Source organism: Epibacterium sp. ABV4_022, from assembly GCF_056159345.1.
This window is the reverse complement of the sequence record NZ_JBSWVA010000001.1, coordinates 3,349,460-3,361,975: the sequence shown is the minus strand read 5'-3', so window position 1 is coordinate 3,361,975 and position 12,516 is coordinate 3,349,460. Positions and strand designations below refer to the sequence as shown.

Below are 12,516 nucleotides of genomic sequence, written 5' to 3'. Positions count from 1 at the left end.
GGTCCGGGACCGCGCCGGGGACGATTACGCGTCGTCTTCGCCGGTCATCGAGTAGGTCGAGGTCAGGTTCTGACCCACAGTGGTCATGTCCACTGTGTTGCCCAGCACGTTGGCGCCCATCGCGATCGACTGGTTGAACGCCGTGGTGTCGAGGATCGCATCGGCCGACGCGGAGGACGTGCCGTTGACGAAGCCGTCATCACCGTTGTGGGAGCCCCACATGCCGCCGCTGCCGCCAGCACCGCCGTCACCGCCGGATGCATTGCCAGCCGCGCCACCGGTCGAGGACGAGTTGGTCGGACCAACCGAGGTGCCGCCGTTGTAGGCGCCGCCGCCGAAGCCGCCCATGCCGGAAACCCCTGCATGGCCGCCGTCACCACCGATCGCACCTGAAGAGGCGCCTCCGGAAATGCCGATGCCACCCGCCTGGGCCGCGGACCCCGCCGCTGCGATCGCCGCCGCTGCGTCACCGCCTTCGAGGAAGTCCAGAAGACCAAGGTCAAATCCGCCTTCCGCTGCGGCTGCACCGGCGTTGGCACCACTTTGTGCTGCACCGATGCCCGCGCCGATGCTGGCTGCGATCGAACCCGCATCGCCTGCGTCTCCGCTGGTTGCGGAGCCGTTGTTGTTGCCGCCAGAGCCGCCATTGGTGTTGCCACCGTCGGCCCAGCCACCAAAGGCCGCACCAAGGCCTTCACCACCAGCAGAAGCTGCTGCCCCGCCGGAAGACCCGCTGCCGCCGTCGGCGTTGATGCCGTCGTCCGCATTGGCGTTGCCGCCGTTGGCGCTGCCGCTGTTGTTGAAGTTGCCGTTGTCATTGCTGACATCCGGGTCGTTCAGCGTGTCGTTGTCGCTGAGATGGTTGCCCATCACATTGACGGTTGCCACATCGTTGCCGGCACCGTTGAGCGAATTGTTCAGGATGCGCTCGACGTTGATGTCGTCACCGATGTCGTAGTGCAGCGCGCCTTGCGCCATCAGCACGTCACCGACGCTGGCACCGCCGGACACATCGACATCCGCAAAATCGCCATCATCGGGCATGTAGCCCTCCAGCCCAACGCCAACATCCACGGTCACATTCGTGTTGGTGTTGGTGTTATGGTTGCTGTTGGAGTTGTTGGTGTTGTTGTTGGTGTCGGTGTTGGTATTGGAGTTGCTGTCCGAATTGGCGTTGGCATTGGTGTTGGTATCGCTGTCGGTATTGGTGTTCCAGTTACCGTTCGCGTTTCCGTTGGCATTGCCATTGCCGTTGAGGCTCAGGTTGCCGTTCATGTTCCCGTTGCCGTTCAGGTTCAGGTTTTCACTGGACTGGGACTGATCTTGTCCCTGACCCTGACCCTGGTCTTGACCCTGGCCCTGACCCTGCGCTTGCAGCTCGGCCTGACCCTGGCCCTGAAGCTGGCCCTGACCCTGGAGTTGCGCGAAGAAGTGATGGGGATGTCTTCCACCTGACATGATTGAAATTCCTTCTATGTCGAAGGCCCGATCCTGCCGCGCGTCATCTGTAAAGCGGCCATTTCTCGGGCGGTTGATTAAAGGCGAGGAACAAACCCCGGCCTCCCTGTCGGTCCGGCCTGAATAATGAGAGGGAACCGGCGCCGAGCACCCAGAAAGAGGGTGCAGGATCAGACTGACGCAGAGCAGGAAAGCGAACTAGCTAGCCGAAGGATCAGGGCCGGCATTGACTGCCAAGGCATTGAACTTCTGCAAAAACGCGATTCTTTCCGGTCGAAGATCTATATCTTTCGGAGCGGTGCCGGATTGATTCTCTGTAAACCCAGGCGCAACTTTTGCGAGAAGTCAACTCGGGTGGGATTCGCTTTTAGATTAAACAATGTCAAATCGCCAAGTTTTCAATTTTCGTAAATTTGACGCTAGATCATAAGCTTAGCTTTGTGATTGGTGAGTTTAAACAGTCAGTTAACACATCTCAGCTTGCCCAAATGGTTTATGAAATGTTAATGGTGACGTGAGGGAAATCGCCTGAATAGCTTAATGAGTTGAGGCTCCGGGCATGTGCTGGGAGCCGGGGTCAGAAGTATGACCCATGTGTCTGAGTGCGATTTGGAGGCTGCCATTATGAATACCGTATGTATTGCCATTGTCGGCAACGGGCTCACCGTGTCCGCGAAATGCGAAGAGCTTATTAAACTGGAATTTCCCGGAACTGAAATAATACGCGTACAGGCCGTAGACGAACTGGAGGTGATACACCCCGGTCCGATCAAGCTGGCTCTGATCGAGCAGGAAGTGTTTGCCGGCGTGGACAGCGGCGGGGTGGACAACCTGGAGCGATGCCCGGCGGAACGTGTGGCGCTGGCCTATCTCGATGAAGATCTGGCGCTGAGGTTTCTGGACCAGATCCAGGCCCGCGATGATGTCGGTCGTTTCGGCTTTCTGCCGATGAACCTGCAGTATGATTGCTGGGCGTCGATGCTGCGGCTGCTGTTCCTGGGTCAATGCTGCGTGCCGCAGGTGTTCCTGACGCGACAGGGAGAAGCAGTCCCGGCCGCCACGCTCTCGATGCCGAGCCGCAAGGCCAACCGGCTGACGCCAAGAGAGCGCGAAATCCTGGAGCTGGTCGCAAGTGGCAAACAGAACAAGCTGATCGCAGTTGACCTCGATCTCTCTGAACATACGGTCAAGCTGCACATGCATCATATCATCAAGAAACTTGGTGTGCGCAATCGGACGGAGGCGGCCGGCGTCTTTCTCAGCCGTGCTTCGGGCGGGGTATGACACCACAAGAAGGCGATCCCCATTTCTCGCAGTTGCTGATGCAGGTGGGGCGCCTCAACTACACGTGGACCAATACCGAAAGCGTGCTGATCCATCTGATCGCCGGGCTGATCGGAACCGATACGGAAACCGCGCTGGTGGTGTTTCTGACACTGAATACGACACGCGCGCGGGTCGAACTGGTGGAGCGCCTGGTGAAACTGGAGCATGTTGATCCGGAGTTGCGACGGCGCGTGCTTTCGGCGACGCGCGACATGATGCGGCAATCCGCCCTGCGCAATCGCTACAACCACTGCATCTACTCGTTCGACAAGGATGCCGGTACAACCCGGACCATCCTGATGCGGATCGCGGATCGCAAGGACAAGCTGAAAATTGGCCAGACGGAAGATGTCGACGATACAGCCATTGCGGGAATCGAACACGCCATCGAAAGCCTGCATGCGGTCAATCGGGATATTTGGGCGATCGTGCTCGATTTCGGGTTTCCGACGTAGGACCCGGATCTACCCCGCCTGAAATATCGTTGCTAATTCACGGTTTTCAGAGCGTTGTCTTATGGCGGGGGCATTTCGTTGCCCGACGAAACCACTGAATAGGGTGGATTGCATTGCGACAAAAACATGCGCGGTGATAATTGGCATGCATATAGTCTCAATTTTAATAAACTTGAACTTTATACAATTTTAAGTTTAGTACTCTGTTAAGCAATATTTCCCAATCTGCGGGACATGGGTCTGGGCATGACGAATGCTCAGACCAGTGTTCCTACTGAGCAGGATGGTGAAATGACGAGTGATATTTTTAAATCTGTAATGGCCATCTTGGCGGTGGCCTCCGTTTCCGCGTGTGGCAGCGCGCGCAGTTTTGACGGCAACTCTGTCAATCGCGTCAGCACCCGCCTGAGCGTGCAAGATGATTTGCCCAACCTGACCCGCGCGACAGTGGCACCGCATCAAGAACAAATCATGAACGCATTTCTGACCGGCTACAGCTACTGGGACAACACCCCCCGTGGCTCTGCCCAGATTGCGCGTCCGGTGATCCATCGCTCCGCGGGTGGCGTGGGGACCTATGACGACCCCGTCACACTTGCCGTCGGTCACGTCAAGAGGGGCGGGCGCAGCATCATGGATTACCCCGCTGGAACCCGCTTCTACATCGAGCGGCTGCGCAAATACGCCATCGTTGAGGATCTGTGTGGGGATGGTCCTCGGCCCCAGGAGGGTCCGTGCCACAGTGGCCACAAAGGGCACGACTGGATCGACATCTATGTGGGCGGCCGGGGCTATGACGAAGCCTCTGTTGACGCCTGCATGCGTCACATCACGGGGATTCAGCCCGTGATCTTGAACCCGCGCCCCGGCTATCCGGTGTTCGCTGGTGAAATTTCGGCAACCGGATGTCGGACGTTCTGATTGTGTCTGGACTGGGGGTCAAAACCGCCTGAACCTCCCGGGGATCATCCCAACGCGTTCAAGTGATGCGCGATCCCCTGGAGTATGATGCTGTTGGTATTGAGGTCGGAATACTGCTTCGTGGCTTGCCCTGTTTCCACAAAGATGCTGGAGGAAAACCCGTTCTCTGTCTTTGCGGTGGCACGTACAAAGTTGCGCAACCGGTCGGAATAGGCGTGTGGCTGATACGCCGACCACAGATAGGCAGCTTTGCTGCTGACGGCGAGGTGGGATCTGGCGAACTCGGGCGTTCTGTACTCGGGTTCGCGGCCAACCGTGTCCATGGCCCAGGTGCGCGTCGGCGCGTCCAGCTGCAGGCCCTGGTACAGAAACCACGGGCTGCGGTCGATGGGGCCTTCTGATACACAGATCAACCGGCCGCTGTCCTGATACTCCTCGATCTGTGTCGAAAACAGGACATCTGCGAGATAGGCGCTTTCCGGCGACATGCCGAGCTCCATGGCCTCCAGCAGCAATGGTTCCGCACCAAAGGGGCCAATTCTGGCGGCGGCTTCCAGTAGCGCCATCTGACCGTCGGTGGTGGATCGACCAGCGAAGACCTCGTAAGGTGAACGCACCTCCAGCCCCCAGCGCCGAAACGCCAGGGCGGCGTAGTGGGCGCAATGGGACACGATCGTCGACTTGAGCGTGCCGTCGATGACCGAGTGGATCTCGCCGTCGAAGATGACTTTGTCGAGGTCGTAACGTGCAACCAGTTCCTGTAGCTCATCGCCAAAGGTACTGTGCCGACGCAGATTGTCCAAGGCTGCCAGGAGCCGACCGGCGTCGCACCCGTCGAAGTTCTTGTTGCCCCACTTCAGCCTGTCGGTCCGGATCCAGCCCTGCGGCAAGCGCCGATCCTGTGAAACCCGTCCGACGATATTGGGCAGAATGCGGCGAATGGCCGTGTCATGCTGGTTGGCGTCGATCAGGCCGATCTGCTTTGCCGCGACAAGTGCATTTATCTGACTGCCCACGTCCCACATGGTGACGGTTTCATGCAGCCGGCCGCCGGGGGAGAAATTCACCGTCGCCGGGCACAGACCCGTTTCGGGATGGGTGAACCGTTCAAGGTAGCGCCAGGCGACCTGCGCATCCTCCAGCAGCTCGTCGCGGGTTGGTGCCGTGTCACGAGGGCGTCGGGTCAGCAATCCCGGCTGCGCAGCGGCGACCCGTCGGTGTCGGGTGGGGATCGGCCCCTTGGTCGCGAGCAGGCGCGCACGTTCCGGCAGGGATTGGAACGTCGTGACCGTGTCGGCCTTCAGGGCGGACAGTTTATCACTCAGCGCACGTAGGGCGTCGGCCGACGCAAAGGGTGCCGGAGAAATCTGTACGCAGAGATCTCGGATGCCCGCAAAGGCCTGTGCCACGTGGGCTGCGCTGACGGGCGCGGAAAGGCGCCGCATGGGCAGGGTGAGCGCGCCGTCGGATGCCAGACCGGCTGCTGCGGTTGGTCCGGTCGGGAACCGGACAGCGATGCCGGTGGTCAGGGGGCGGGTGGTGCGGATGCCGGTGCTGTGGTCGGACGCCAGAAATTCGATCGGATGGGGCGGGGGCCATCCCTCCTGCGCTTCCTCGTCGGTGGCACCGCGCTCCAGCGGGATCCAAAGTCCGGTTTCGACACTGTCTTTGGTGTCACCGCGATCCGGCCCCACCGTGAACGGGATTTCAAGTGCGTCAAGGCGCGCCGTCAGAGCCGCAAAGCCCGCCTGGGCGGTGGTCTCTTCGGGCAGCGGTTCGAGGATATGAAGGCTGACCAGCCTGCGGAACTGGTAGTTGTCACGCAGTTGCAGGTCGGCAAGCGGCAGCAGTGAAAAGCGCCCCTCGAGTTCCTGATCCGCGAGCGTCTCTGCGAAGTTGGCCGCAGCGGGGATAACCTCTGCCATCGGCAGGCGCGAAAACGACGGCGCCGACAGATAGTGGATGGTCTGTGTGGCGGCCTCTTCAAAGGGCGGTGCAGGACGCGCGTCAATCCGGCTGCGGAAGCCGCCGAACAACCGCACGACGCCATTGTCCCAGGTTTGGGACCGCGTGGGGGCGCTGTGGTCCGGAATGACCAGCACATTGATCAGGCCGGCCGTCCGCACCGCTTCCGGAGAGGCGGGGCGGGGTGCCTCATGGCAGGCGATGGTCTGGATCGGAACCGGGGCGGAGCGGGCCTGTTCTGCAGGGCGCAGCATCTGCGTCAGCGCGGCCAGCGCGTCATGGGCCGCGCGCGCCTGAAAATGCGGCGACAGGCTTGCCAGAGCCGGTACGAACGGTGCGATTTCGATACCGCTGCCCCCCAGAACATAGCCGGACAGCAGACGCGACAGCGGATGGTTGCCATCCAGGGCGCGGCCGGTCTCGTCAAAGGGATGCACCACGCATGTGACCGGGATGTTGCGCTCCCAGAAGGCATCCAGAACCGCAATCAACTGCGGCACAGCGGTGCGGGAATCGATGCCCGAAATGACCGGATAGCTCTGGGGGGCGACGGCGCCGAGGAAATCGGAGGCGAGGCTCCGGATCGGCATCAGGCCAGCGCTGGCGGCCACGGTTTTCAAAAAGTGCCGGCGTCTCATGCGCCCCCCGTCGCGAGACTGTAGTCGCGTCCCAATCGTTTCTGTGTTCCCCAGCTCGCAAGGCGCCCGGTCACTGCGCGCAGGATCGCCCGGATAACCGAGTAATACAGCAGCGGACGATAGAACACACGATGGATCGGGAACAGCAGCAAGGACCAGAGGCTCTCATCCTCGTCTCGCGCCAGTGCAAATGCGGCGATCAGGATTTCGAGGGCCGGGAGGGTGAGATAGGCCCAAAGGTAATGCGTGGGCTGGGCGGCAAGCGTGGTGTCAAGATCGCCCCAGCCGCCGGCCACCATATTGTAGAGCAGGACCAGCACAAACAGATCAGCGATCGGTGCCAGAAGCGGAAAGAGGTAGCCGAAGATAAACATGTCGGGAATGGAGATCAGCCCGACCATGCGGCCTTCGAAAACCGCACGTTTGTGCTTCCACGCGCTTTGGAACATGCCAAACGACCAGCGCAGCCGCTGCTTGAGCAATTGGCCGATGCGCTCGGGGACTTCGGTGTAGCCGCGGGCGCGGGGCTCGTAGACGACGCGGTATCCGGCCCGGTTGACCTGAATGGTCAGGTCGGTGTCTTCGGTCATGGTGGCATCACTGAACAGCCCGGCCTTGCGCAGCGCGGAGCGCCGCCAGGCGCCCAATGCACCGGGCACGACGAGGATGCCATTGATCAGATCGAAGGCCCGGCGGTCGACATTTTGCGAGGTGGCGTATTCGAACGCTTGCAGCCGGGTCAGCAGATTGACCTTGTTGCCGGCCATGATCTTGCCCGCGACCGCGCCGACCTTCGGGTCGTTGAACTGTTTGACCAGATGGCGGATTGCGCTGCGCTCGATCTGGGTGTCGGCATCGATGCAGACCACGATCTCGGCGTCGACGTTCAGCAGGGCCCGGTTCAATGCGCTCCACTTGCCCTGGTTGGGCTGGGAAATCAGGCGCACGTCCTGTTTGTGGCTGAAACGGAACACTTCTGTCAGCGTATTGTCCGAAGACCCGTCATCCACCACGATGATCTCCAGATTGCGATAGTCGCTGGCGCGGACGCTTTCGATACAGGTGCGGATCACCTTTTCCTCGTTGTGGGCCGGGATGATGACGGCAACGCGCGGTTCCACGAGGCTGACGGGACGACGCCCGCGCCAGTTCAGGACCGAGAGGACAAGCACGGCCAGCGAACGGGTGATGCCAATGGCCAGCGCCACCCAGAAGGCGGTCACGACCGCATGGCGCATCCAGGCGACCATGGAAAACGACACCCGGTCAAGCGTCTGATATCCACCCTCGGCCACCGGCATGATGTCGGCGCGTGTGGTGTTTGCCAGGTTCGCCAGCGTGGTAAAGCTGTATCCCTCGTCGCGCAGGCCGGAAATGATGAGCGGCAGCGCCTCGACCGTTGCGGAACGGTCTTTGCCACCGTCATGCAGAAGGATCATGTTGCCGCGATCATTCTGTACTTCGGAGATGACGAAATCTGCGATCTCGCGCGCGCTCCAGCCGTCCCAGTCGCGCGGGACGATATCCATGCCCACGATCTCCAGTCCCCGGTCCAGGGCCGGTTCCAGTGACGCGACGCGCGCGGCGCTGATCGGGCCGCCGCTGCGCTGGAACGGTTCACGATAGAGCATCGCCTTGCGTCCGACCGCACCGGCAATGATCTTGTCGAGCAGCGAGAACTCCAGATCGACACGGGTTCGCGAGATCTGGTCCATTCGCGGGTGCGAAAACGTGTGCGCCCCGATCTCGTGCCCCTCGTCGACGATGCGGCGCAGCACATCCGGTGCTTCCATGACCGCAGATCCGGTGACAAAGAACGCTGCCGGTACGGATTCCGCCTCGAGGATATCAAGCACCTGTGGCGAAAACTCAGGATGCGGGCCGTCGTCAAAGGTCAACGCAACCTGTTTGCCTTCGGGTTTGCCATAGCGTTCAAGCGCGTAGGGGCGGGGCATCAGGTCGTAGCTCTGCGCTGTCACCCGCCCGGTTTCGTCATCGATCCGCACTTGCCGAATGCCCGGAGAAAGCCGCTGCTTGAGTTTCAGAAACGCCCCTTCGCCGGAGTATTGGACAAAGTTTTTCAGCTGCACCAGCGCCAGCGCTGCGCTCAATTCATCGGCGGAGCTGCCGCGGTTTCGCAACACCGTCCAGACGCCGGGGTCTTCTTGGCCGAGCGACCAGATGCCGGTGCTGGCGATCCCCAGGTCGGTCAGCGTGGCGAGCTGGTTCTGTATGGATGCTGCGTCCTGCAGCCAGATTTTGTGCTGACGCCCGTTTGCATCCCGAAAGGAGCTGAGACTGCCGGAGACCTTCGCGCTGTAGCGCAGCTTTGCGCCTGTGGCCGCAATTTTGTCCATGGCCTCTGCGTATGGCATCGTCCGCGGCATCGGCACCCCGGAGGTCCATTCAACGGCAAAGCTGCCAAGCGCGACCACCAGTTTGTCCTTGCCGAGTGTCTCTGCGGCTGCCTTTGCCGTTTCGGCGAACCAGGCATCCGGCGCTAGCGGTGCAGGTGCCGCACCGACCCAGGGTTCGTGAAAGAGCTTCAGGATGACGGTGTCGAACAGATCCGTGGCTTCCGGGGTCCGCCACAGGGCGTCTGTCCCGCTCAGGATCAGGCAGGCCGTGAGACCGTCTGCGTCAAACCGGTTTGCCAGCGTTTCAAAGAAGGGCTGCAGCCGGGGCACGTCCGCTTCGTTGAAATCAAGAATGTTCAGGCAGGCCCCTTGCGCATAGAGCTGGGTCAGCGTCGTGGCGAGCTCGGACGCCATGCGCGTGGCGGTGTCCGGCGTGCTCAATGCCGTGAAAAAGGCCTCTTTCTGCGGGCCGGGATCAATCATGACCGTTGGCATCAGGTCCGGCGTGGCGGCGGATTGCGCCCGGAAGTCCTCCACCATCACACGGCTTTCAGCGCTTTCGAGGGTGAGAGCCGGGCCGGTGGCGTCTGCTTCGATACGTAGCCAGTCCGGCACCAGGACCCCGATCTGCTCGCAGCTGTCGGGCAGGGACAGGTGCGCCCAGTCATAGGTGCTGGGCACATGGGCAAAGACCACCGGCGCCGCCGCATCCGCCATGGCGGCAAAATAGGGCTGCTCAGTCGGGGCACAACGCGTGTCACGTTTCGGTGCCGCTGCAAGAGACGCGAGCTGCACATCCGGTGGCAGCGTCCGGTCAAACGTCTCCAGTGGGTCCTGACGATCCTCTCGGGACCAATAGGCACTGACATCCTGGAACGCGGTTTGCCAGGACAGGGCACCGTTCAGAAACAGTGCAAGCCAGGCCAGCGCGACGGCAAAAAGCAAGATCACCGCCTGCAGCAGGCGCCGCCGGCGTATCTGTTTCGGGTCGGCAAAGACCTTGCCGGTCTCGGAGCTGACCGTCAGCTTCTCGTAGTGGAATGCAAATCTGTTCACAGGGATTGCTCCCCGCAAACTGCCGGCATCACAGCCTCACGCGACAAGCGCACGCCTGCCGCAATTGTACCCTGCACAATTGCTCGCACGGTCCCCCACAAAACCGGTATCGGTCCCAAGCTGCCACCCGCCGCCCCGCGGCGAAGGTCCCCACCCGTGAAGCGGCAGCGTGGGATCCATTGATCTATGCCCAGCAGACTTCCGCCGATCAGACCAAATGTCAAAATTGTCTTTATATTAGCGAGAAATTGCGAGAAATTTTAATGAACTTGTGGTGATAATCCGCGAGATCCAGCCCGATTGTTGCCCGATCCCGGCCCAGTCTGGCCTTTGGAGCGCGCGGAAATACACTTTCGAATCGCGGCGCTACACTTTTCGGGTTTTGGGCGATACGGGGCGCGGGGCCCCGACCGTCGGGCGCGGCTGTCGTGAGGGACGCACTGCGCGGGGTCAGAGTGTGAGGAGCTTCTTGTACATATCGATGAGGAAGGCCTCGGCTTCCTCGTATCTCTCTTGCAGCTTCGCCGGGGCGATTTCCTCGATCTGAACGTCGAAATCCGCATAGTGCTGGGTGGTGGCCCAGATGGAAAACAGCAGGTGATGCGGATCGACCCTGGCCATGCGCTGATCCTGCATCCAGCCCTCCAGGACCTGGATCTTGGCGTTGAACAGTTCCTTGAGCGGGCCGAAAATCTCGCTGCGGGATTGCGGCAGGCCGCTGAGGATCTCATTGGCAAAGAACTTGCTCTCCTTGGGGAAGTTCTTTGAAATCTCCAGCTTGCGGCGGATGTAGTGACAGATTTCTTCCACCGGATCGCCGTGCGGGCTGAGCATGCTGAGCGGCGCCATCCACAGTTGCAGCGTGCGCGACAGGAGTTCCTTGCGGATCGCGTCCTTGCTCTCGAAATAATAGAGCAGGTTGGGCGTGGTCAGGCCTGCGGTTTTGGCGATCATATTGATGGACGCGCCCGATGACCCGTGAAGCGCAAAAACCTCCAGAGCCGCAGTCAGGATTTGCTCGGTTTTCTGACGCTGAATCTTGGTTCTGGGTTTTGCATCTGACATGCGCGCCATCTAACGGATCCGCCACTTGTAAGCTGAAATAAAGTTGCGCACCTATTGGCACATGTCAAAGCGCGTGACTAGCGCCCGTGGGCGAGCGGGGCTGGAAAAGGGTGCGATTGGAAATTCAACGGGGTGACATTTGCGTGAGCAAAAAACAGGCGGGCAACATGTGCCCGCCTGCTGGCCAGTTGTCTCGGGGAATGGCGAGGTCAGGATGCGGCCAGTGAAGCTTTTTTGGTGGCGGCTTCTTGTTGGAACACCGGGATGATCTTTTCGCCGTAGTCTGCGATGATTTTCTCTTCATCGCCGCTGTCGAGGTAGATGTTGAACTGGGTGGTCCCGGCAGCCTCCAGCTCGCGCAGCTTGGCGATATGTTCGTCCGGGGTGCCTAGCACGCAGAAGCTCTTCACGATGTCTTCGGTGATGAAGTCCAGATAGGGGTTATCGCTCTGGCCGTGCTTGGAATAGTCGTAGCCTTTGCGGTTCTTGATGTAGTCGGTCAGGCTGGTCGGCACGTGATCGCCGTCGGTGCCGTATTTCTCCACGATGTCAGCGACATGGTTGCCGACCATGGCGGGGAACCACTTGGTCTTCTCGATGCCTTCCTCGATCGGGCCGGTGTGCGCAGGCGCGGCCGCCATCACGCGGTAGTTCGACATATCGCGGCCTTCGGCGTCGCCGCCGGCCTTAGCCTGATCCGCGAGCCATTTGACGATCTTGGGCTCTGCGATCTGCAGCACCACGCCGTCGCCCACTTTGCCAGCCGAGGCCAGCGCCTTGGGGCCATAGGCACCAATCCAGACGGGGAGCTCATAACCGCTGGCCCAGGGGAACTTTACTGGTTCCGGGCATTCGCCGTATTGGACCTCTTCGCCGCGGATCAAGGATTTCACCACATGGGTGAACTCTTCCATCCGCTTGATCGTCGAGGGTTTCTTGCCCATCACACGCACGGCACTGTCGCCGCGCCCGAGGCCAATGTCGAACCGGCCGCCGGACTGTTTGGCGAGTGAGCCGAACAGCGAGGCCGCAACCGACCATTCGCGCGAGTTGGGGTTGGTGACCAGCGGGCCAAAACGCATATTTTCCGTGTGCTCCATGCACATCGCCATCGCCACGAAGCTCTCGCGCCACAGGATGTGGCTGTCGTAGAACCAGCAATAGGTGAAGCCTGCATTCTCGGCCTGACGCACAAGGGCGCGGGCGCGATCAGGTTCAACGAAGCCTTTGAAACAAATTCCGAATTCCATGTCTTCCTCCGTGTTGGAATAGATT

Annotated in this window: 9 protein-coding genes; 4 read left to right on the top strand and 5 right to left on the bottom strand. The window is 60.7% G+C overall.

Annotated features, from left to right (window positions below):
- Window positions 1-24: 24 nt before the first annotated feature.
- The gene (locus tag ACXAF5_RS15885; protein WP_474947339.1) at window positions 25-1,275 is read right to left on the bottom strand and encodes a hypothetical protein; all 1,251 of its coding nucleotides are present in this window, start codon (window positions 1,273-1,275) and stop codon (window positions 25-27) included.
- Window positions 1,276-1,323: 48 nt separating this feature from the next.
- Between ACXAF5_RS15885 and ACXAF5_RS15880 the strand changes: the two genes are divergently transcribed.
- The 4 genes from ACXAF5_RS15880 (at window position 1,324) to ACXAF5_RS15865 (ending at window position 4,160) form a co-directional block, all read left to right on the top strand.
- Window positions 1,324-1,455 carry a hypothetical protein gene (locus ACXAF5_RS15880; RefSeq protein ID WP_255729723.1) on the top strand — a complete coding sequence of 44 codons (132 nt, stop codon included), beginning with the start codon at window positions 1,324-1,326 and terminating at the stop codon, window positions 1,453-1,455.
- A 627-nt stretch (window positions 1,456-2,082) separates the two neighbouring features.
- On the top strand, window positions 2,083-2,742 hold the full coding sequence (locus tag ACXAF5_RS15875) for a helix-turn-helix transcriptional regulator (RefSeq protein WP_239323139.1): 660 nt from the start codon (window positions 2,083-2,085) through the stop codon (window positions 2,740-2,742).
- Window positions 2,739-3,239, top strand: a complete 501-nt coding sequence (locus ACXAF5_RS15870; RefSeq protein ID WP_239323138.1) for a hypothetical protein — start codon at window positions 2,739-2,741, stop codon at window positions 3,237-3,239. Before ACXAF5_RS15875 ends, ACXAF5_RS15870 begins: the two co-directional genes overlap by 4 nt.
- A 246-nt stretch (window positions 3,240-3,485) precedes the next feature.
- Window positions 3,486-4,160, top strand: coding sequence for a hypothetical protein (locus ACXAF5_RS15865; RefSeq protein WP_474947338.1), 675 nt, complete (start codon window positions 3,486-3,488; stop codon window positions 4,158-4,160).
- Window positions 4,161-4,204: 44 nt separating this feature from the next.
- On the opposite strand, the gene ACXAF5_RS15860 is transcribed toward ACXAF5_RS15865, so the two are convergent.
- The 4 genes from ACXAF5_RS15860 to ACXAF5_RS15845 all read right to left on the bottom strand — a co-directional run bounded on the left by ACXAF5_RS15860 (window position 4,205) and on the right by ACXAF5_RS15845 (window position 12,491).
- On the bottom strand, window positions 4,205-6,763 hold the full coding sequence (locus ACXAF5_RS15860) for a DUF3131 domain-containing protein (protein WP_474947337.1): 2,559 nt from the start codon (window positions 6,761-6,763) through the stop codon (window positions 4,205-4,207).
- On the bottom strand, window positions 6,760-10,176 hold the full coding sequence (locus ACXAF5_RS15855; RefSeq protein WP_474947336.1) for a trifunctional glycoside hydrolase family 18/polysaccharide deacetylase/glycosyltransferase family 2 protein: 3,417 nt from the start codon (window positions 10,174-10,176) through the stop codon (window positions 6,760-6,762). The genes ACXAF5_RS15860 and ACXAF5_RS15855 overlap by 4 nt, the downstream gene beginning before the upstream one ends.
- A 450-nt stretch (window positions 10,177-10,626) precedes the next feature.
- Entirely contained in the window at window positions 10,627-11,250 is a 624-nt protein-coding gene (locus ACXAF5_RS15850) for a TetR family transcriptional regulator C-terminal domain-containing protein (protein ID WP_239323134.1), read from the bottom strand.
- A gap of 200 nt (window positions 11,251-11,450) precedes the next feature.
- On the bottom strand, window positions 11,451-12,491 hold the full coding sequence (locus tag ACXAF5_RS15845; protein ID WP_474947335.1) for a TIGR03842 family LLM class F420-dependent oxidoreductase: 1,041 nt from the start codon (window positions 12,489-12,491) through the stop codon (window positions 11,451-11,453).
- Window positions 12,492-12,516 lie beyond the last annotated feature (25 nt).